Genomic DNA, 23,641 nt, shown 5'->3' on the forward strand with positions numbered 1-23,641 from the left:
TAATAAAAAAGCCACGTTTAAAAAAACGTGGCTTTTAAACAAACTACTTAGTACTAATTCTAACCTTATTATTGTTTTATTAACTTCATGGTTTTTGAACTATTGTTTTGATCAATCGCTTTTACCATATAAACTCCATTAGACAAATCATTTACATCAAATAGATCATTCTCTGATAAAATGGTATCAAATGATTTTACTAATTGTCCTGTTATTGAGTATATTTCGACCTTAGTAACTACATGATTTATACTAAATGTTCCAGTTGTTGGATTTGGATAAATACTTAGATTATTGATACTATCAAATTCCTGAGAACTTAATGATGATGGTCTATTGCCATAAACTCTGTATCCACCTGGCTCAATAGAAATATTTTGAGTCGTAGATGTTACATTAATTGAAGTATTATCTATTAAATTATACCAAGTTCCTGTAAAAGGGAAAAACCCAGACGTATTTAATGTATTATCAGAAAAATTAGTTCTTACAAAAACATAGCTTAAAGCGGCAGTTTGGGTCGTGCTTGTGTAAACATCTAATCTCGGACTGCCTGTTTGAGATAGATTCCAACTAAATTGACCATTTTCAAAAACAGGTTCTGTTTTCTTTAAATCTATCATTTTTGCCCAAACATTATAAATAGCACTTCTATTCGCATCTTGTAACCAATTTTCAGTCCATTGTGGTTGTGGTTTAGTATCTAATTTACAATCTGGATTTGAAAAAGAAACGTTTCCATTGTTGCATGTCCACAATGATCTATCCCAACCTAAATCACCAAAATGCCACATCATTTTTGGCCCTGGCACTAAAAACAGTACAGCACCCATGGCAGGAAGTCTTTGATGCACTTTAAATAAATTTCCTTGAGTTTGACCCGCTTCATTTAATGCCTTATAAACCACGCGCTCTTCGTCATGGCTTTCGGCATATCCAATCATTCTATCAGACGGATCAGTTACACCGTTTAAATCGGCAAAATTACCTTTTAATAAATTGGCATACGGATCGGTCATTTTACGCCATTGCATAATTCCTTTTGCATCCCCACTTCTTAAATAATTTGCCCATTCAACTTCTTCTGTTGCTGAACCACCAGTTCCTAAATGTTCGAATATGACCAATGAATTTGGATCTGCAGCCCATTGATTGTCAGCATACCATTTCATTTTAGCAACTCTATCTGACTGGTAGTTGTTTGTGCAACCTTCATCAGAACTTGAACAGGCGTTGGTAAACCCTTTTGTTAAATCCCAACGGTATCCATCAATTTTAAATTCATTAATCCAATATTGAATAGTTCTTATTGAATAGGTATTTGCTAAATTCCCACCTGGTCCTGTTTCTCTAAAATGATTTATATCACTACCAACGTTATAAGAATGTTTCGGTGTTAAATTAATATAAGGGTTTTCGGAGGTTGTTCTTTCCCCATTTGCGTTTGTATTTGCCCAGCCATCGTTATCTGGATCAAGCATCCACATTCTTTCAAGAGGTGAACGGCCAAAAACGTGGTTTAATGCTAAATCTAAAACTACTGCAATTCCGTTTTGATGGCATAAGTCAATAAATTCTTTAAGCTTGGTTGGCGGACCATATCTTTTGTCTAATGCCATATGAAAAGCGGTATTATAACCCCAACTCATGTTACCTTCAAATTCCATTACTGGCATTATTTTGATGGCATTTATTTTAAGATTTTTAAAATAGTCAAATCTATTAATTAAATCTTGATAGGTTCTATTTGCATCGAAATCTCTAACTAGAATTTCGTAAAAAACCAAATCTTTCTTTTTTGGTTTTACAAAATTGGTTGTCGCACTACTCCAATTGTATGAAAACAACGTATTTGGACCCGTTTGTAAAACAGTAACCTCACGTTCTTGTCCCGGTGCAATAGTTGCATAATCAGGAAGTCCAGGAAAAGCACCTAAAGTTATAATTTCTGGATCGTCAAAAGGTGATAATACCAAGGTTGAAAAAGGATCGGCAGTTTTAACAATTGCTGGTGAACCAGCAGGTAAATTAACCACATCACAAACCCAATATTGGTAAGCATATATTTGCCCAGGAACTAAACCTGTTAATTCTAGCCAATATTTGGTAGAACCAGCCGCGCTATCTCTCTTCATTGCAAATGCGGCCGTGGGTTGCCAGTTGTTGAAACTTCCTGCAACATATACAAAACTTTTAAAAGGGACATTTACTACTAAAGTTGCCTTGGTGGGATCTGTAGGGTTGTAATTTATTCCGTCAACTAAACCAGAGGGTAATGCACCTGTTAGAGAACCAGGATTTATAATAACGGAAAATTTAGGAGTGAAAGTTGTATTTCCTTGGGTAATTCTTAAAACATAATTTTTATTTACAGTGACATTAGTATCTGTATAAGAATATGTAGCAGTTGTTTGAGAATTTAGTGCTGTTGACGAACCATTAACAAACAATTGATAGGTTGCAACTCCGTTAGTATTATTTGCTGTAATCGCAACATTAGAACCACTTGCTATAATATTACTACTATTTAAAGCTGGTGACGTCAAATTATATTGGAATGCACCAACTGGAATGAAATAATCGGGTCTAGATTGCAAAGCCCCATCCGCTGATCGAAAAACAGCACAAATCTCAGTGATGGAACTATTTGTCGGAACTCCGAAGTACGTATATAAATCTGGTGATATTGTTAAGGTGTAATTTGAAGAAGTCCCCACTTGTGTCATTTGCGGATGCAATGGACTGACAAAAACAGGACTTCCTTTAATATTTTGAAATCGAACGCCATTTACCGTAACACCTATATAAGCATAAATAATTCCAGTGTAAGGAGCTAATTCTGTTCCAGTTTTATTAAATGTAAGAGTAGCCGCTTGATCAGCAATCACAGGTGACGGCGAAGTGGTTACTTGTCCAAAAGAAAAAACTGAAAACAGCGACAAAAATATTAAAATTAAAAAATTCTTTTTCATAGTTTTAAGATATAAAATGGACTGAGAAAATATTCTCAGTCCATTTATAATTAAATTTATTAATTGATTAATCTACAGAAATTACTTTTGTAATAGTGTTAACAGTAAATTTTCTTACTGCGTCTGGTCCAATATATTTAAAATTAGAATCACCATCATTAGCGTTAACTAATTCAGAATCTATAGTGTATCCATCATTTGCAAAAGAAGGGAAGTTTCTGTTAGGTGAACCCCAACTAGCATTAGTTCCATCATTTGCTAACCAAACTCTAAAATTAGCATCACCATCTGGCTTAAATCTTATAATAGCCTCATAAACACCTGGTGCAATTAATCCTAATTCAGACTCGTTATTACCATTCCAAGACCAACCTCCAGGAGTAGCTTGGCCTACTAACCAATACGAATTAGCTGACGTAGCACCTTGAAAAGCAGTAATTGTCTTTGAATTTTCATCAATTTTTAAACGATGAACACCAGGAGTACCAACAAATCTAAAGTTAGAATCTCCATCATTTGCATTCTCGAAATTTGAACCAATTTTAAATCCTAAACCAGTATAATAAGGAAAGTTTCTTCCAGAACCCCAGTTTGTTTCTTCGGTAAAAAACCTAAAAGTATCGTTGGCAAAAGTCACTGTTGCTGTCAAAACATTATCATCACAAATAAGGTTTAAAGGATTATCCCAATTCCAACCTGCAGAAGGTATTCCAGCACCTACAGCAAATTGTCCTAAACAACCATAAGGAGTAATTGAATACGTAATAGTATTTGAATAAACTGGGTCTGTTGAACCAACAGTTGCTTTAATTCTAATATCTACTGGGCTTTGAACAAAAGGTGTTGCACCTGCTACTAAAGCGGCAAAGTTAAGTTGTCCTGATTGAACAGTAATGAACTCACTTGTAGTAGTCGCTAAAACTTGTGCATTAGAAAAGTCAGATCCTACAGGTGCTAACTCAACTGAATATTGAATTTCAGTAGGTGTTGAAAAATCAGGCTGTGACCAAGTCATAGATATTCCTGGATTAGATGGAGTGTTTTCATTTAATATAACAGAATCACCAGTTAATGGAGTTATGATTGAAAATGATTGTGCTGGTGTAATAAACTTTAAATCTTGTTCGTCTTCACATGACGTTAGAAGAAAAGCACTAATTGCAATTACAAAAATTGATTTTACTATTTTTTTCATTTTTATATATTTTTTGATTAATAACCTGTATTTTGTGTTAAATTAGGATTTGCTACTAAAGCTAATTGAGGTATTGGAAATAAGTTTCTATCTGATGATATTGCTACACCACCCGCAGCATTTCCTTTCCATGCCCAGATATAGTTCCCTCCAGAATATTTGCCAAAACGAACTAAATCTTGTCTTCTATGAGCTTCCCAATGTAATTCTCTTGCTCTTTCATCAAGTAAAAAATCTAGCGTAACTTGATTCGTAGCAACATTAGCAAAATTTCCATCATTGGCTCGCTCTCTTAGAGCATTGATATAACTCAACGATTGTGAAGTAGCGTTTGCTTGCGAACTTCCATTAGTAGCTCCATCTTTCCTCATTTGAGCTTCAGCATACATTAAGTAAGCATCGGCCAATCTGAAAAGTGGAAAATCAGTATCAACGAACGTTGAATTTACTCCAGGAATTCCATTTGAACTAACATTTGCATATTTAGCCAAAATATAACCTTGATTTCTATTATTAATGTCTAAGATATCAAGAGATCTACTTCCGCCACCTGATATGTTCTTTCTGGCATCAAAATCAAAATCAGAACCATTAAATTTTTCAACAAACTGTTTTCTTAGTCGGATAGCTCCTCCCCATCCTCCGGCACCTACGCCAAGAGAAATTCCATTTTGTTCGAGTGATCCAACAGATCCATTTATCATAACAGTTGTTGGCCCATAATTCTGAGTTACTAAACCATCGGACTGAATGGCAAAAATCATTTCAGTAGAAGTGTCATTATCAGCTTTAAAGTTATCTGAGTAATTAAGTTCTAGAGCATAACCTCCGGCTATAATTGCATCGCATTGTGTCATACAATCTTGATATCTGTTTTGACCAATATACACTTCAGCATTTAAATAAATTTTTGCCAAAATCATTCGAGCAAATGCTTGATCTAAACGACCAGACTCATTCGTGCGAGGAGCTTTTAATTCAGGTATTAAAGCTGTTAATTCACTTTCGATGTATTGAAATAATTGTTGTCTGTTGTACTCAACACCTGCTACTGCTACAGGTTGGTCTTCGGTGTTAAAGGCTGCTTTTCCAAACAAATCCATTAAGTGATAATACGCTAAAGAACGCATTGCTTTTATTTCATTTCGATAATCTTCGATATCATTTAAAAGTGTAGCATTTGTAACACCTCTTGATGAAAGTTTATCAGAAGTTGTTTGTCTTAAATATTCATTACACAATGCTACATGAAACATTGCTCTACTGAACATACCTCTCACAATTACATTATCTGAAGTCCAAATGTTTCGTTGTAAATCTCTTACACCTCCATCATTTTCATAACTCCAAATAGCCTCATCTGTAGTAAGCGTTTGCATATACCACAAACAACGTCCGTATTGGCTTGTACCTGCGTCAATTCCACCTATGTTAGAGGAGGTTGGACCGTCGGTACCTGTTAAAGCCAAATTACCATAAACACCTGCCAACCCTTTTTTATATGCGTCTTCCGTTGCAAAAAATTCTTCTGAAAGAAAAACTTGTGGATTTTCTGGTGTAATATCCAAATCACTTTCACATGATGTAAACATCATAGCGGCAAAAAGGATATAAACAAAATTAAACTTACTTTTTTTCATAGTTTTTTTTTAAAATTTTAAATTAGCCCCAAATAAAAATTGTCTTTGTCTAGGATATATAGTATTATCTAATCCTCCGTTAATCTCTGGATCTAAACCAGAATATTTTGTAATAACAAATGCATTTTGAATTCCTGTAAATAATCGTAATGACGCTTTGCCTTCTAACCATTTAGGAAAAGTATATCCTAAAGTAATATTATCCATTCTTAAAAAAGAAGCGTTTTCAACATATATATCAGATAATGCTATTATTCCTGTAGGAACAACAAATCCTGTATCATTAAATGAATTTGGTATGTTTGCCAACTGACCATCATTATTGACAGCATAATCAGAATAAGCTCTTGTAGCATTTACTTGATTAAGTACTCTGTTCCCAACACTTGCTCTTAGGAAGAATGAAAAATCAAAATTTTTGTAGTTCATATTTGATGAAAAACCAAAAACAGCATCTGGATCGGCATTCTTATATAGATAACGGTCATTTTCATTAACAATTCCATCTCCATTTAAATCTGCAAAGGCACCATCTATAGGAGAACCATCAGTATTGTATAATTGTTTATATACAAAAAAGGAATCTGGCGTAAATCCAACTCTTCTAATTTGTGAAGTCCCACCAAATCCAGCACCTGAAGATCCAGTAAATTGTTCATCTACTCCAGCTGGTAAAGATTCTATCCTTCTTTCAAACTTAGTTGCATTGAAATTAACATTCCAATTAAAATTATCGTTATTAACAATATCCGCATTTAAGTTTAGTTCAATACCTTTTGTTGAAAAACTACCTCCATTTGCGGGTCCTTGATTACCGAAATTACTACCATCAGCATATGGTGTCTCGTTAAAGAACAAGTCATCTGTTAACTTATAAAAAACATCCAGCCCCCCAGAAATTTTTCCATTAAACAATCCATAGTCTAAACCTATATTATAAGAAGTAGTTTCTTCCCATTTTAAATTTGGATTGTAGCTTTGTGGCACTCCAACTAAAAAGGAATCTCCTCCAAAACTATACTGTGAATTTGGCAATCCAGTAGTATATCTTGGTAAGTAAAAATCTCCTACAGGAATAGCTTGTTGTCCAGAAATACCCCAACCTATACGAAGTTTTAAATCAGAAATTAACTTACTATCTTTGAAAAAATCTTCTTTCATTTTCCATGCAAAAGCGGCTGATGGAAAATTACCCCAACGGTTCTCTTCTGAAAAACGGGAGGTTCCATCTCTTCTCATGGCAAGAGTAATTATATATTTATCTTTAAATCCAATATTTGTTCTTGCGAAATAACCTATTAACACTTCATCAGGACTTGCAGGAAAGCTTTCAACTGTTGTTGGATTATTTCTGTTTCCACTTCTAAATCCACTATATTGAAACTTTTGATATGAATATCCTGCGGTCGCCTCTACACTCGTAGTACCAAACCTCTTATTATACACAAAATAGACATCTAATAATTTATTTCGTCTAGTATCTTCATCATAAATACTGGTTCCAATAAATTCATTGTTCAATATCTCACTTGAACCAACACCAACGGTTCCTTTGTTAATTCTTCTAACACCATTAGACTCATCAAAACCTAAATTAACTACAGCTCTTAAAGCTGGGAAAAAATGAAATTTATAATCGATTTCGAAATTTCCTAAAAACCTGTTATTAACACCTTTATCGTATGTTTGTAACAAATCAGCAACAGGATTTCTTGGCGATTGTGCCGCTAATCCCGTTGGGTCACTAGGGTTTTCATATTCAAAAAAACCACTAAAGTTATTACTAAAAGGATTATAAACTGGTTTCGTTGGGTCAAAACGAATAGCAGTTCCTTCTACCCCATTTGCAAAACGATTACGTTCGTTACTGTAGAATGCCGAAACATTTAATTTTAAATGATCATCAAAGAACCTTGGATTTAAAGCTATAGAAACGTTATTTCTAGTAAATTCGTTAGTCAATCTAAGTCCTTCTTGATAGGTGTTATTAATAGTTAACTTAGCTGGAATTCTATTGAACAATTGACCTCTAATAGACAAGTTATTATCTACAAAGTCTGTTCTTCTGTAGATAGCATCTTGCCAGTCTGTATTATATAATTGTTGTGCCTCATTTTGAGGTGTAGAAGGATTATCAACAATAGTAGGATTTATAATTCCCAATTCACCAATTCTGGTTGGATGATTTTGTTGTAAAAAACTTGAATACTGTTGAGCATTCATAACGTCAACCTTATTCATTATACGTCCTGAACCATATTGAAAATTATAATCTACTGACAGTTTTTTTCCACCGCGTTTTGTAGTAATAATAATTACACCATTAGCAGCTCTTGCTCCATAAATTGCAGAAGCAGAAGCATCTTTCAAAACGTTAAAACTTTCGATATCATTTGGATTTAAGGAAGCTAATATAGAAGTTGCTCCAACATTAGAATCATTAGTAACTGGAAGACCGTCTATTACAATTAATGGGTCATTAGATGCACTAAGTGAAGAACCCCCTCTAATTCTGATTTGGCTACCACTACCTGGCGCACCACCACCTGTATTAATAGTTACTCCTGCAATTCGTCCTGAAAGTAAATTTTCCGCAGTTACGTTAGCACCTTTATTAAAATCTTTTGAAGATAACAGTGAAACAGATCCCGTCGCATCTTTTTTCTTAACTGTACCATACCCTACCTGAACTACAACTTCTTGTAATTGGTTGGCACTTTCTTCTAAAGAAATTGTTACTTCATTTTGTCCAGAATAATTCAAAGTATTGGGGTTATATCCTACATAAGAAAAGACGATTTTGTCTCCGCTTTTTAGACCTCCTACTTTAAATTTTCCGTCAAAATCTGTTGATGTGCTACTATTAGCACCTTGAACTACTACGTTTACTCCTGGCAAGGGTTGATTTGATTTTGCATCAAGAACAACACCACTTAAAGTGTTCTGTGCAAGAACGCTGAAAGGCAGCATTAGGAATAAAAATAACAACTTTTTGTAAATTGTTTTCATACATTTTGTTTAGGTTAAAAAATAATTTTGTGCTTGTACTTTTACTTCGAGTGTTAAATATATGTAAAAATTAGGATATACCTAATAAACATACGTTAAATGTGTACCGAAAACGTTTTCGTGTTGAAAACTTTTTGCTTTTTATAATATATTAACGTTAAAATTGACGGTATAAAAAATATCTTATACCTTTATTCAGAATTTAATATTTATCACATTCACAATGATGAGAAAAAAAGTAACATTAAAACAAATTGCCAAAGAACTAGATGTGTCCATATCTACCGTTTCAAAATCATTAAAAAATAGCTTAGAAATTAGCGAAGACACCCGACAAAAAGTGCAAGCATTCGCCAAACTTTATAACTACAAACCGAACAATATTGCGCTTAGTTTAAAAAATAAAAAGACAAAGACAATTTGTATTATTATTCCTGAAATTATTCATCATTTTTTTGCTACGGTAATTAGTGGTGTAGAAAGTGTGGCTAATGAAAATGGGTACAATGTTCTTGTTTGTCTTTCGGACGAATCATTTGATAAAGAAGTGATTAACATGGAAATGTTAGCCAATGGTAGTATCGATGGTTTTATTATGTCGCTTTCTAAAGAAACGCAACAAAAGAAAGATTTTCATCATATCATTGAGGTCATTAATCAAGGAATGCCCGTTGTCATGTTTGACCGAGTAACAAATGATATTTTATGCGATAAAGTAATTATCGATGACAATTTAGCGGCATTCAATGCTACTCAATTTCTTATTAACAAAGGATTCAAAAAAATTGCCTTGATTACGACTGTTGACTATGTAAGTGTTGGCAAACTAAGAACGGAAGGCTATGTCAAAGCTTTAAAAAACAATGATTTGAAAGTGGATGAAAATCTCATTTTAAGAATTGAAGACACCGAAAATTTTGAAACATCAATTGAAAATTTATTACTAAACAATTCATTAGATGCCATTTTTGCTGTTAACGAACTATTTGCAGTAACCGCTATAAAATTAGCCCGTAAACATGATATTAAAGTCCCAGAAGAACTTTCTATTATTGGCTTTACAGACGGAATCATCTCAAAATATTCTACCCCAAGTATTTCAACAGTGAGTCAAAACGGAATAAAAATGGGTGGGAAAGCAGCTAAAATGCTTATCGACAGATTGGAATCTGAAGAAGAAGAACAACAAGACGAGCAATACAGCACAGAAGTTATTGAAACCGAATTGATAGAAAGAGATTCTACTATTTAAAAGATTTTTATCAACAAAAAAACGTTTGCGTAACCGCAATCTGTTATTTTTTTTACCTAAAATTAACTCAATTTAAATTCTTTGTTATCTTTACGACAATTATCAAAGCTTATACTTTTACTTCGAACTAAATTAAAGTTTTGATAAGCACTTCGCTTATCGTATTATAAATCATTAAATTGCGATAATGGAAAAGCGTAAATTAGGTTTCTGGGAAATTTGGAACATGAGTTTCGGTTTCTTGGGGATACAAATGGGTTTTGCCCTTCAAAATGCTAACGCTAGCAGAATTCTTCAATCATTTGGCGCCGATGTTCATGAACTATCTTGGTTTTGGATAATTGCTCCTTTAATGGGGTTAATTGTTCAACCTATAATAGGTCATTATAGCGATAATACTTGGGGAAGATTTGGGAGAAGAAAACCGTTTTTTTTAGCGGGTGCTTTACTGGCTTCTGTAGGCTTAATATTAATGCCGCAGGCTGATATTTTTATTGCATTTATGCCTGCCTTATGGGTTGGTGCTGGAATGTTAATGGTAATGGACGCTTCCTTTAATATCGCAATGGAACCTTTCAGAGCATTAGTTGGAGACAATTTACGTTCTGACCAAAGAACATTGGGCTTTAGTATTCAAACTGCACTTATTGGATTTGGAGCCGTTATCGGTTCCTGGTTGCCTTATGTGCTAACCAATTGGTTCGGGGTTTCAAACAGTGCCGAAGATGGAAAAATACCACATCACTTAATAATTTCATTCATTATTGGTGCTATTGTTTTGGTAGGTTCTATTTTGGTAACGCTCTTTTCAACCAAAGAATATTCTCCTGAAGAATTAAACAAGTTTGAAGACGAACAAGCGCATCTACATGCTCTAGAAAAAGACGGAGAATTAAAAGAATCAGGTTTGATGGATATTTTTGAGGATTTCAGAAAGATGCCAACCACTATGAAACAATTAAGTTGGGTGCAATTCTTTTCTTGGTTTGCACTTTTTGGAATGTGGGTATTTACAACACCAGCCATAGCACAGCATATTTACGGATTACCTGTTGAAGACCATACCAGTCCAAAGTTTCAAGAAGCTGGAGATTGGGTTGGCGTAATATTCGGAGTGTACAACTTAGTTTCAGCATTAGTAGCTCTGTTCTTTTTACCAATGCTTGCCAAAAAATTCGGAAGAAAAACAACCCACACTATTTCACTTATTGCAGGTGGTTTAGGTTTGCTATCTATGTATTTTATGCCTAACAAAGAAATGCTTGTAATTTCCATGATTGGAGTTGGTATTGCTTGGGCTAGTATTCTTTCTATGCCTTATGCCATTCTAGCTGGAGCCATTTCGCCAAAGAAAATGGGTGTTTATATGGGAATATTTAATTTCTTTATCGTAATTCCACAAATCATTAACGCTCTAATTGGTGGCCCAATTGTAAAATATTTATATAATGACCATGCCATTTATGCCATCATTACCAGCGGTGTTAGTTTTCTGATTGCAGCTACATTGGTAGTAAAAGTAAAAGATGTTGATGACGTAATACAAAAATAAATGACTAAAAAAGCATTCATCTTCGATCTAGATGGCGTTATTGTTGACACTGCAAAATATCATTTTTTAGCATGGCAAAAAATAGCTAGCGATTTAGGTATCGAATTTACCCCTGAACACAACGAAGAATTAAAAGGCGTTAGCCGTGTGCGTTCCTTAGATATTATTTTGAAACTTGGAAATATCGAAGCGTCAGAAGAAAACAAGAACAAATGGCTAAAACAAAAAAATGAGGATTACCTCTCCTATATTGAACACATGGATGAATCCGAAATTCTATCTGGTGTACTCAATATTTTAGAATTTATTAAAGAAAAAAAACAGCTAATCGCATTAGGTTCGGCAAGTAAAAATGCCCGACCTATACTAGAAAAAGTAAAAATACTGCATTTGTTCGATGCTATTGTTGATGGAAATGATGTAACCAATGCTAAACCTGATCCTGAAGTTTTCGTGAGGGGTGCAAAATTACTAAATGTATCTAACGAGAATTCAATTGTTTTTGAGGATGCTGTAGCAGGAATACAGGCAGCTAATAGTGCCAAAATGACTAGCGTCGGAATTGGTGATGAAAGAATTCTACATGAAGCAAAATACAATTTTAAAGATTTTACCTTTATGGATACTTCATTTATTGAAGCATTATGCCTCCCCAACCCCTCCTAATGAGGGGCTTTATAGAGGACTTAAAAATAACATAATTATTAACTATTAGTTTTCTCCCCTTTGGGGAGATAAAGAGGGGCTTATGAATCAAGATTATATCAAACCAGATAACTGGTCGATTATAGAAGAAGGATTTGACGCAGAGCAAGTAAAATCCTCCGAAAGCCTATTCAGTATCGGAAACGGTGCCATGGGACAACGTGCCAATTTTGAAGAACAGTATTCGGGTGAAACATTTCAAGGAAGTTATATTGCCGGAATTTACTATCCCGATAAAACCAAAGTGGGTTGGTGGAAAAATGGGTATCCAGAATATTTTGCTAAAGTACTGAACGCTCCAAACTGGATTGGAATTAACATCGAAATCAATGGCGAAAACCTTGATTTGGCAACATGCAAATCGGTTTCAAACTTCCGTCGTGAATTGAATATGAAAGAAGGAATTTATTACCGTTCTTTCAATGCCACTCTTCAAAATGATACTGAAATTGAAGTTAAAGTTTGTCGTTTTCTATGTTTAGATTTAGATGAAGTTGGTGTGATAAATTATGAAATTACAGCATTAAATTGTGATGTTAAAATAGTTTTCAAACCTTATGTTGATGCTGGAGTTCACAACGAAGATGCCAACTGGGAAGAAAAATTTTGGGAACCAATAAGTATTGAACACAATGTTAATCAAGCTTTTGTTACGGCACGAACATTCAAGACGCATTTCACGGCAACAACTTTCATGCAAAATAGTATTTTGTTAGATGGCAAAAATCAGAATGTATCGCCATCAAATGTTGAAACTTCTAAAGATAAAGTTGCGTTTACCTATCAAATTGCTGTTGAAAAAGGTCAAACGGCTTCCATACAAAAATTGGGCGGTTACACCGTTTCAATGAATCATGAAAACACTCAAGTTGCGGCTCAAAATGTTATTGCAGAAGCATTGTCATTTGGCTACGACCAATTATTGAATAATCAAATCGACGCCTGGGCAAAAATCTGGGAAATGAGCGACATTACTATTGATGGCGATGTAAAAGCGCAACAAGGAATTCGTTTCAATATTTTCCATCTCAATCAAACCTATTTAGGAAAAGATTCGCGTTTAAATATTGGCCCTAAAGGATTTACTGGCGAAAAATATGGAGGTTCCACCTATTGGGATACTGAGGCCTATTGCATTCCGTTTTATATGGCTACCAAAGACCAGCAAGTAGCTCGAAATTTGCTAGCGTATCGCTACAACCAATTAGACAAAGCGATTGAAAATGCAACAAAATTAGGTTTTACAAACGGTGCTGCTTTGTACCCAATGGTAACCATGAATGGCGAAGAATGTCACAACGAATGGGAAATCACCTTTGAAGAAATTCACAGAAATGGTGCCATCGCTTTTGCCATTTTTAACTATTACAGATTTACAGGAGACTATAGTTATATACCCGAAAAAGGATTAGAAGTTTTAATAGGAATTGCCCGTTTTTGGCATCAGAGAGCGACTTTTTCTACCCAAAAAAATCAGTTTGTGATCTTGGGTGTAACTGGTCCGAATGAATACGAGAACAACGTCAACAATAACTTCTATACTAATTATTTAGCCAAATGGTGTATTGATTATACTATGGAACAAATCAATCGAGTTGAAAAAGAATACTTTAAAGATTTTGCTCGAATTATGAGTAAAGTCAAATTGGATAACGCTGAGATTTTACATTGGAAAAAAGTAGCCGACCATATGTATTTCCCTTTTTCGGAAGAGCACGATGTGTATTTGCAGCAAGATGGTTTCTTGGACAAAGAATTGGTAAAAGTGCACGATTTAGACAAATCGCAACGACCAATAAATCAAAAATGGTCTTGGGATAGAATTTTACGTTCTCCTTATATAAAACAAGCCGATACGTTACAAGGTTTCTATTTCTTTGAAGATCATTTCAGTAAAGAGCAATTAGAAAAACATTTCGATTTCTACGAACCATTTACAGTGCATGAAAGTTCGCTTTCGCCGTGCGTACACTCTATTCAAGCGGCAACATTAGGAAGAATGGAACAAGCGTATACGTTCTATTTGAGAACGTCTCGTTTGGATTTAGATGATTATAATAAAGAAGTTGAGGAAGGTTTACATATTACTTCTATGGCAGGTACATGGATGAGCATTGTGGAAGGTTTTGGAGGAATGCGTGTAAAAAATAACACCTTACATTTTGAGCCAAGGATTCCAAAAGAATGGAATGGCTTTTCCTTCAAAATCAATTTTAGAAACCAAATACTAAAAGTTGCTGTACATCAAAATGAAACTAATTTTACTCTAGAAGGTGAAAATACAATTGCTGTTTTTGTTAACGGCAAAGAATTTTTAGTAGAACCAAATAGTTTGGTTACAGTTTAATTTAACATTAAGAAATTAAGAGAGGTTAAGGTTTTCATTAAGATTTTTGAAGTACTTTAACTTCTTTTTTATAGCCAAAAAATGACCAAAAAGGAAGTAACACAATTAAGTTATGATATCGTTGGCTGTGCAATAACAGTCCACAAAATACTTGGTCCGGGTTTATTGGAAAGTGTTTATGAAAAATGTCTTAAAGAAGAATTAGAATTTCAAGGATTTAAAGTTGAAACTCAAAAAAAAGTAAAACTAAAATATAGAAGTATTGAAATAGAAACGGAGTTAAGACTAGACTTACTTGTTAATGATGTTATTATAGTTGAAATAAAATCAATTGAAAACATTCTACCTGTTCATGAAGCCCAACTATTAACTTATATGAGCTTACTAGAAAAACCTCAAGGTTTATTAATAAATTTTTATACAGACAACATTACTAAGTCTATAAAACCCTTAGTAAATCAAATATTCAAAAACCTTAATGAAACTTAATGCAAAATCTTAACTTCTTAATATTAAATCCAACAAAATGACAAAAATTATTTTCTTACTATTAATTTCAATTTCAGCAACCGCGCAAATTGACAAAACCGAGCCACCTTTTTGGTATGCCGGAATGAACTTGTCAAGTGTTCAAATTATGTTTTACGGAAAAAACATTGCCCAATATGATGTAACCGTATCCAATAAAATAGTCATCGAAAACATCAAAAAAACAGAGAACCCAAACTATGTCTTTGTTACAATTAATACAAAAAACGCTCCGATTTCTGAACTAACTTTTAGTTTTAATAGTAAAGGTAAAGTAGCTTTTACCCATAAATACGAATTAAAACAAAGAAGACCAAACTCTCAATTTCGCAAAGGATATGACAGTTCCGATGTGATGTATCTTTTAATGCCTGACCGATTTGCCAACGGCAACCCAAACAACGACAATGAAAAATCGGTTACCGAAAAATCAAATCGCCAACTTCCAGGCGGAAGACATGGAGGTGATATAAATGGCATCATAAAAAATTTAGATTACCTCAAAGAATTAGGGGTTACAGCTATTTGGCCTACACCACTTTGCGAAGACAATGATGCAACGTATTCTTATCACGGCTACGGACAATCGGACGTTTACAAAATAGATCCCCGGTATGGAACTAATGAAGATTACTTGCGACTAAGTGCCGAATTGCACAATCGTGGCATGAAAAACATTATGGATTATGTAACCAATCATTGGGGTTGGCAGCATTGGATATATAAAGATTTACCAACGTATGATTGGGTACACCAATTTCCGGAGTTTACACAATCCAATTACCGAATGACCACTCAGTTTGATAGTAATGCCTCCGCCATTGATGCTAAAAACTGTATGGATGGATGGTTTGTGAAATCGATGCCCGATTTAAATCAATCCAATCCATTGGTTTTAAATTATCTTATTCAAAATGCAATATGGTGGATTGAATATGCCGATTTGGATGGATTAAGAGTTGATACCTATTCCTATAACGACAAAGAAGGCATTTCAAAATGGACCAAATCTATTACCGATGAATACCCAAATTTTAATATTGTAGGCGAAGTATGGATGCACGATCAAGCACAAATGTCATATTGGCAAAAAGACAGTAAAATTGGCGCTATAGAAAGCTTCAACTCTAACTTGCCAAGTGTTATGGATTTCACTTTACACGATGCTTTTGGATCCGTTTTTAACGAAGACCAATCATCCTGGGACAAAGGAATAATCAAAGTTTATGAAAATTTCACCAACGACTTTTTATATCCAAACCCAAATAATTTATTGACCTTCATCGAAAATCACGATACACAACGATTCAATCATTTGTATCCCGATTTTAGAAAATATCAAATGGCCATGACCTTAATTGCAACCATTAGAGGTATTCCACAAGTATATTATGGTTCCGAAATTGGTATGGCAGGCAACAAAGACAAAGGTGATGCCGATATTCGACAAGATTTTCCGGGCGGATGGAATGGCGATACGAATAATGCGTTTTCCAAAGCCGGAAGAACGGAAGAACAACAAAAATACTTCGACTTTACTTCAAAATTATTAAACTGGAGAAAATCAAAGGAGGTCATTCATTTTGGCAAAATGAAACATTATGTACCTGTAAATAATGTATATGTCTATTTCCGTTATAACCAATCCGAAAGTGTTATGGTTATTATCAATAACAGCATTGACTCACAAACATTCAAAACCAATCGTTTTTCCGAAAGTATTCAAAATCATTTGGGTGGAAAAGATATTTTTAGTGGAAAAATAATCGATTTAAACAATGAAATAACAATTGAAGGAAAATCGGCTTTGGTATTAGAATTGAAATAAATTTACCGTTAAGAAGTTAAGATAAATTAATTTTCATTACCTCTTAACTAATCTTAATGCAGGAACTTAACTTCTTAATGTTAAAATAAAATGAAAAAACTATTACTCCTATTATTAATTACATCCATTTCATTTGCCCAAAATGCAGATAGAAAATACATTTCACACACATGGAAAAATACTGTTTTAGAAGTTAAAACCTCCGATGGGAATTATGAAATCAAGCCCTATTCCGAAAAAATTATTGAAACATCCTTTATCCCAAAAGGAGAACCTTTCAATCCAAATTCGCATGCAGTTGTAAAAACACCCGAAAAAATAAAACCCTTTTTCAAAAAAACAGAAAGTTCATTAGTGCTTACTACCAAAGAAATTATGGTTGTAATCAATAAATCGCCTTTCAAAATAACCTATTCCAACAAGGGAAAAGTAATGCTTTCGGAAAAAAGCGGTTACATCAAAAGAAATGATAGTACCGAAGTTTTACAATTTAATATAGACAATTCCGAAGCACTGTATGGCGGCGGTGCCAGAGCGTTGGGCATGAACCGAAGAGGCAATCGTTTGCAATTATACAATCGTGCACATTATGGTTATGAAACCAAAGCCGAGCTGATGAACTTTTGCATTCCTTTAGTAATGTCGTCTAAATTATACGCTGTTCATTTTGATAATGCAGCTATTGGGTATTTAGATTTAGATAGTAAAAATAATAATACCTTAGAATATGAAACCATTTCTGGTCGTAAAACCTATCAAGTGATTGTAGGCGATAATTGGACGGATTTAATTTCAAACTATACTGATTTGACCGGAAAACAACCTTTAATACCACGATGGTCTTTGGGTAATTTCTCAAGTCGTTTTGGGTATCACACACAAGATGAAGTTGAAAATACCATCAAAAAATTTGAACAAAATCAAATTCCTGTTGATGCCGTTATCCTCGATTTGTATTGGTTCGGAAAAACCATAAAAGGTACTATGGGAAATCTCGATTGGGAAAAAGACAATTACCCAAATCCAGAAAAAATGATAGCCGATTTGAATGCCAAAGGGGTAAAAACAGTTTTGATTACCGAACCTTTTATTTTAACAACCTCTTCAAAATGGCAAGAAACCGTTGATAAAAATGTTTTAGTAAAAGACAAATATAACAAACCCGCAACATGGGATTTTTATTTTGGCAATACCAGTGTGGTAGATATTTTTAAGCCAGAAGGTAAGGACTGGTTTTGGAATGTGTACAAGAGATTAATCAATCAAGGAGTTGGCGGCATGTGGGGCGATTTGGGTGAACCCGAAGTTTTTCCATCTAAAGTAATGACTGCTGGCGGAAAAGCAGATGAAGTGCATAATATTTATGGACACAATTGGGCAAAACTACTAGCTGATGGTTATAAAAAAGATTTTCCAACGCAACGTCCCTTTATCTTAATGCGTGCGGGTTATTCAGGCTCTCAACGTTTTGGTATGATTCCATGGAGTGGCGACGTGAGCCGAAGTTGGGGCGGATTGCAAAGTCAGATGGAAATTGCCTTGCAAATGGGAATGCAAGGATTGGGGTACATACACTCGGACCTCGGCGGATTTGCCGGCGATTATTTTGATAACGAATTGTATTTGCGTTGGTTGCAATACGGCGTTTTCAACCCAATATTCCGTCCGCATGCGCAAGAAGAAGTAGCTTCAGAAGTAGCTCGAAAAGATATTGTAACTATGGAAAAGGCAAAGAAATCTGTAGAACTGCGTTACCAATTGATGCCCTACAATTACACTTTGTCTTTTGATAATAATCAAAAAGGAACACCGTTAATGCGTCCGTTATTTTTTGAAGAACCCAATAATGCAGATTTAACCACTGTTGCTGGAACGTATTTTTGGGGCAATGATTTTTTAATTAAACCAATTACTAAACCAGGTACAACATCAACTGAAGTATACTTTCCAAAAAGCAGCAATTGGTATGATTTTTATACCGATGAAAAACACACTGCGGGAACCACTGAAACTATAAAAGCGAATGAAGATTATATTCCAACTTTTGTGCGTGGCGGAAGTTTTATTCCGATGATTGAAACCATTCAAAACACAACAAAATATTCGTTATCCAACTTCAATCTTCATTATTATTTTGATGGAAGTGTTTCAAACTCTTCTGGTAAATTATATAACGATGATGGAACCACACCCAATGCTTATGAAAAAGGTCAATATGAAATAATTAATTTCAATAGCAATACCAATGGCAAAACAGTTGTTATTAAAATGGCAACTGTTACAGGGAAAAACGTTACCACTACAGATAAAAATATTTCTGTTTTAATTCACAACATCAAAGCTAAACGCATCTTTGTTAACGGACAAGAACAGATTTACAAAACTTTTCAAGAGCCTTTGCAAGTAAATGTTACGATGACTAAAGGAACGACGTCCGAAATTAAAATTGAATACTAAAATTATGAAGAGAATTGCTTTAATTGCCATGTTATTATTTAGCGGAATTTCTTTCGCCCAAAAAAAATCAACAACTCCAAAAACTTCTTTCGTTTGGGAAAGTGCCAATGTATATTTTATTGTTACCGACAGATTCAATAATGGTGACAAAACCAACGACCAAACCTATAATCGAAATAAACCAACGGGAAAACTACGTGGTTTTGAAGGTGGCGATATTCGTGGAATAATCCAAAAACTGGATGAAGGATACTTTACCAACCTTGGAATCAATGTCATTTGGATGACGCCAATTGTGGAGCAGATTCGCGATGGCGTTGATGAAGGCACCGGATTTACGTATGGCTTTCATGGCTATTGGACCAGAGATTGGACCGCAATGGATCCGAGTTTTGGAACCCGAAAAGATCTAGCCGAATTAGTTCAAAAGGCTCACGCTCGAGGCATCCGAATTATGCTTGATGCAGTAATTAATCACACTGGTCCAGTTACTCCAGCAGATTCTGTTTATCCTAATGACTGGGTGCGAACTTCACCAAAATGCACCTATAAATCATACGATACTTATATCAATTGTACGCTAGTAGAAAACCTTCCTGATGTAGTAACGGAAAGCAATGAGCATGCAGCCTTGCCATCATTTTTAGCCAACAAATGGAAAAAAGAAGGTCGGTATGACAAAGAAATGGCTTCACTTGATGCGTTCTTCAAAAAAACAGGCTATCCAAGAGCTCCTAAATATTATATCATGAAATGGCTTTCGGATTATATTATCGATTTCGGAATTGATGGTTACCGAGTAGATACCGTAAAACATACCAACGAAGATGTTTGGGCCGATTTTAAAAAAGTATGTGACCAAGCTTTCGCCGAATACAAAAAAAATAATCCCAAAAAAGTGTTAGATAACAATGCTTTCTTCACTGTTGGAGAAGTGTATGGTTATAACATTGGCGGTAAAAAATTCTATGATTTTGGCGATAAAAAAGTAAATTATTTCGAAAATGGGTTTACGGGTTTAATCAACTTCGATTTTAGAAACGAAGCCAAAATGAACTACGAAGAGTTGTTTTCCAGATATTCCAACATCCTGCAAAATGATTTAAAAGGCAACACGGTGATGAACTATGTTTCGTCGCATGACGATGGTTATCCGTTTGATAAAAAACGTGAAAAAACGTTTGAAAGTGGCACCAAATTATTATTAACACCAGGAATTTCACAAGTATACTATGGCGATGAAAGTGCCCGTTCATTAGATATTGAAGGTACGCAAGGCGATGCTACGTTGCGTTCCAACATGAATTGGGAAGACATTGCTAATGAAAGTAAAACCAAAGAAGTTTTAGCTCATTGGCAGAAATTAGGATTGTTTAGAAATAATCATCCTGCAGTGGGAGCTGGCGTTCATAGTCAAATTTTGGCTTCTCCTTATGTTTTCAGCAGAACGTTTATAAAAGGAAATTATTCAGATAAAGTTGTCGTTGGTTTGGATTTGGAAAAAGGAGAAAAAAGTATTCCGGTTGGCACTATTTTCGCCAACGGAACCAAAGTTAGGGATGCTTATTCGGGGGAAACTTCTACTGTAGTTATGGGAAAAGTAAACCTCAACACCGATTTTGGAGTTGTTTTATTGGAAAAATTATAATTGACAAATTTTTTTTACCATTAAGAAGTTAAGAGTGAATTAAGAAATTCATTAAGACGCTTAACTAAACTTAATGAAAAGCTTAATTCCTTACTGTTAAAATTATGATCAAAATAGGGCATCGCGGAGCGAAAGGACATGTTGCTGAAAACACTTTGGCTTCTTTCCAAAAAGCGATGGAACTGGGCGTTGACGGCATTGAATTGGATGTGCATTTGAGTTTGGATGAGAAAGTGATGGTAATTCACGACGATACTATTGATCGAACAACATCCGGAAAAGGTTTGGTAAATGACTTTTATTCTTCAGACTTAAAAGCATTTGGAATTCCAACTTTAGACGCTGTTTTTGAATTGGTCAATCGAAATTGTTTTATCAATGTGGAACTCAAAACCTCTGAAACCGCAGATAAAGTAACCGAACTTATCGAACATTTTGTTTCTGAAAAAAATTGGGACTATGCTGATGTTATTGTATCAAGCTTTGATTGGAATGCTTTGCAGCGAGTTTCTTTTTTGAATAATAAAATACAAATTGGCGTTTTGACCAATACCGATTTAGATTTAGCATTGACTTTCGCCAAATTCATAAAAGCGTATTCTATTCATCCTTATCATCATTTGCTAACGAAAGAAAACGTTGTCCAAATGCAATCCAAAAATTTTAAAGTCTATCCATGGACGGTAAATGAACCCGAAGACATTATCTTTGTCAAATCGTTACACGTTAACGGAATTATTTCTGATTTTCCAAATAGATTCTGATTTTTTAAACCATTAAGATAATTAAGGCAGTTAAGCATCAGTTAATCCAAACAATTATGACAAAGAAAGAAATAACTCAGTTGTCTTATAAAATAATCGGTTTTGCAATTAGAGTTCATAAAAAATTAGGGCCAGGATTATTGAAAGAATCTATGAGGAATGTTTAAAATATGAACATGAGCAAAATGGTTACCATGTGAAACAGCAAGTAAATATTGAAGTTGATTATTATGATTTACAATTGGAAAATCCTTTAAAACTTGATTTACTTGTAAATGATTGCATAATTGTTGAATTAAAAACGGTTGATAAATTTCATCCAATAGACGAAGCAAAATTAATGACTTATATTAAATTATTAAGTATTCCACAAGGTTTGTTAATTAATTTCAATACAACAAATATTACAAAATCTACAAAACCATTGGTAAATGAATATTTTTTTAGACTAGCAGATGACTAATCTTAATAAATCTTAATGATCTTAATGGTTTAAATACTAAATGAACTCAAACTTCGATATAATCATTGGCGGCGGCGGTGCAGCTGGTTTTTTTACGGCAATTAATATTGTCGAAAAAAATCCCAAGCTAAAAGTCGCTATTCTCGAAAGAGGCAAAACGGTTTTAGAAAAAGTTAGAATTTCTGGTGGCGGAAGGTGTAATGTTACCCATGCTTGCTTTGTACCATATGATTTAGTGAAAAATTATCCCCGTGGCGAAAAAGAGTTGCGCGGTCCGTTTCATCAGTTTTGTTCGGGCGATACGATTGAATGGTTTGAACGCCATGGTGTGGAATTGAAGATTGAAGATGACGGACGCATGTTCCCAACTTCTGATAGTTCGCAAACTATTATTGATTGCTTTCTGTTGGCTACCCAAAAACTCGGAATTCAAATATTGACTGGACAAAGTGTACAATCTATTTTCAAAGGTGAAGATTATTGGAAAGTAGAAACAAATCAAGAAACTTTTGCCTGCCAAAAACTAATTTTGACTACGGGAAGCAATCCGAAAATTTGGGAAATGCTTGCTGCACTTGGACATACGATAGTTCCTCCTGTTCCTTCCCTATTCACTTTTAACATCAAAGACAACCGCATAAAAGATTTAATGGGACTTTCGGCTTTCGCCAAAGTAAAAGTAAAAGGCAGCAAGTTAGAAGCTGCTGGGCCATTATTAATAACGCATTGGGGAATGTCGGGTCCGGGAATTTTAAAATTATCGGCTTGGGGTGCACGCGAGTTATATGATAAAAACTATCAGTTTGTTATAGAAGTCAATTGGCTCAACGAAGTCCCTTTTGAAGAAGCTATGGAAAAATTAAAAGAACTAAAACAAGAACACGCTAAGAAAGTAGTAAGCAAAAAATCTTCGTTTGAGTTGCCTAATCGCTTATGGGAAAGTTTGGTTTTGGCAGCTGGTATTGACACCTCGACTGCGCTCGGTGAGACAAAGGAAACCAAATGGGCAGATTTGACCAAAAAACAATTGATGGATTTAGCTAATCAACTCACTAATGGACAATTTCAGGTCAATGGCAAAAGCACTTTTAAAGAAGAATTTGTTACTGCTGGCGGCATTGATTTAAAGGAAATCAACTTTAAAACGATGGAAAGCAAACTGCATCAAAACCTTTTCTTTGCTGGTGAAATCGTAAACATAGATGCGATTACTGGTGGGTTTAATTTTCAAAATGCCTGGACATCTGGCTTTATAGTAGCACAAAGCATTACCTAAATTTT

Annotated in this window: 15 protein-coding genes; 11 read left to right on the forward strand and 4 right to left on the reverse strand. The window is 34.5% G+C overall.

Annotated elements, in window-relative coordinates; translation table 11 throughout:
* Positions 1-68: 68 nt before the first annotated feature.
* The 4 genes from ACIQ2L_RS01120 to ACIQ2L_RS01135 all read right to left on the reverse strand — a co-directional run bounded on the left by ACIQ2L_RS01120 (position 69) and on the right by ACIQ2L_RS01135 (position 8,816).
* Entirely contained in the window at positions 69-2,972 is a 2,904-nt protein-coding gene (locus tag ACIQ2L_RS01120) for an alpha-amylase family glycosyl hydrolase (RefSeq protein ID WP_396155598.1), read from the reverse strand.
* A gap of 67 nt (positions 2,973-3,039) precedes the next feature.
* Positions 3,040-4,167, reverse strand: coding sequence for a SusE domain-containing protein (locus tag ACIQ2L_RS01125; protein WP_396155600.1), 1,128 nt, complete (start codon positions 4,165-4,167; stop codon positions 3,040-3,042).
* A 17-nt stretch (positions 4,168-4,184) separates the two neighbouring features.
* Positions 4,185-5,807: a RagB/SusD family nutrient uptake outer membrane protein gene (locus ACIQ2L_RS01130; protein ID WP_396155602.1), complete on the reverse strand. Its 1,623-nt coding sequence runs from the start codon at positions 5,805-5,807 to the stop codon at positions 4,185-4,187.
* Between the two features lie 9 nt (positions 5,808-5,816).
* On the reverse strand, positions 5,817-8,816 hold the full coding sequence (locus ACIQ2L_RS01135; protein WP_396155604.1) for a SusC/RagA family TonB-linked outer membrane protein: 3,000 nt from the start codon (positions 8,814-8,816) through the stop codon (positions 5,817-5,819).
* Between the two features lie 226 nt (positions 8,817-9,042).
* On the opposite strand from ACIQ2L_RS01135, the gene ACIQ2L_RS01140 reads away from it, so the two are divergent.
* The 11 genes from ACIQ2L_RS01140 to ACIQ2L_RS01190 all read left to right on the forward strand — a co-directional run bounded on the left by ACIQ2L_RS01140 (position 9,043) and on the right by ACIQ2L_RS01190 (position 23,636).
* Positions 9,043-10,068: a LacI family DNA-binding transcriptional regulator gene (locus ACIQ2L_RS01140; RefSeq protein ID WP_396155964.1), complete on the forward strand. Its 1,026-nt coding sequence runs from the start codon at positions 9,043-9,045 to the stop codon at positions 10,066-10,068.
* Positions 10,069-10,255: 187 nt separating this feature from the next.
* Positions 10,256-11,620, forward strand: a complete 1,365-nt coding sequence (locus tag ACIQ2L_RS01145) for an MFS transporter (RefSeq protein WP_396155606.1) — start codon at positions 10,256-10,258, stop codon at positions 11,618-11,620.
* A complete protein-coding gene (pgmB, locus tag ACIQ2L_RS01150; RefSeq protein ID WP_396155608.1) occupies positions 11,621-12,286 on the forward strand; it encodes a beta-phosphoglucomutase in 666 nt (221 codons plus the stop codon).
* A gap of 82 nt (positions 12,287-12,368) precedes the next feature.
* Positions 12,369-14,672 (forward strand): glycoside hydrolase family 65 protein, encoded by a 2,304-nt coding sequence (locus ACIQ2L_RS01155; protein ID WP_396155610.1) that lies wholly within the window; start codon positions 12,369-12,371, stop codon positions 14,670-14,672.
* Between the two features lie 81 nt (positions 14,673-14,753).
* Positions 14,754-15,161, forward strand: coding sequence for a GxxExxY protein (locus ACIQ2L_RS01160; protein ID WP_396155612.1), 408 nt, complete (start codon positions 14,754-14,756; stop codon positions 15,159-15,161).
* A 37-nt stretch (positions 15,162-15,198) separates the two neighbouring features.
* A complete protein-coding gene (locus ACIQ2L_RS01165; RefSeq protein WP_396155614.1) occupies positions 15,199-17,028 on the forward strand; it encodes a glycoside hydrolase family 13 protein in 1,830 nt (609 codons plus the stop codon).
* Positions 17,029-17,118: 90 nt separating this feature from the next.
* Positions 17,119-19,485, forward strand: coding sequence for a TIM-barrel domain-containing protein (locus tag ACIQ2L_RS01170; RefSeq protein ID WP_396155616.1), 2,367 nt, complete (start codon positions 17,119-17,121; stop codon positions 19,483-19,485).
* Positions 19,486-19,489: 4 nt separating this feature from the next.
* Entirely contained in the window at positions 19,490-21,133 is a 1,644-nt protein-coding gene (locus tag ACIQ2L_RS01175; RefSeq protein ID WP_396155618.1) for an alpha-amylase family glycosyl hydrolase, read from the forward strand.
* A gap of 104 nt (positions 21,134-21,237) precedes the next feature.
* The gene (locus tag ACIQ2L_RS01180) at positions 21,238-21,897 is read left to right on the forward strand and encodes a glycerophosphodiester phosphodiesterase (protein WP_396155620.1); all 660 of its coding nucleotides are present in this window, start codon (positions 21,238-21,240) and stop codon (positions 21,895-21,897) included.
* Positions 21,898-22,093: 196 nt separating this feature from the next.
* Positions 22,094-22,360: a GxxExxY protein gene (locus tag ACIQ2L_RS01185; protein WP_396155622.1), complete on the forward strand. Its 267-nt coding sequence runs from the start codon at positions 22,094-22,096 to the stop codon at positions 22,358-22,360.
* A 40-nt stretch (positions 22,361-22,400) separates the two neighbouring features.
* Complete coding sequence (locus ACIQ2L_RS01190) at positions 22,401-23,636, forward strand: NAD(P)/FAD-dependent oxidoreductase (RefSeq protein ID WP_396155623.1); 1,236 nt, start codon at positions 22,401-22,403, stop codon at positions 23,634-23,636.
* The last annotated feature ends 5 nt before the right edge of the window (positions 23,637-23,641 follow it).

The sequence above is a fragment of the Flavobacterium sp. genome (assembly GCF_044369455.1).
Lineage (GTDB): Bacteria > Bacteroidota > Bacteroidia > Flavobacteriales > Flavobacteriaceae > Flavobacterium.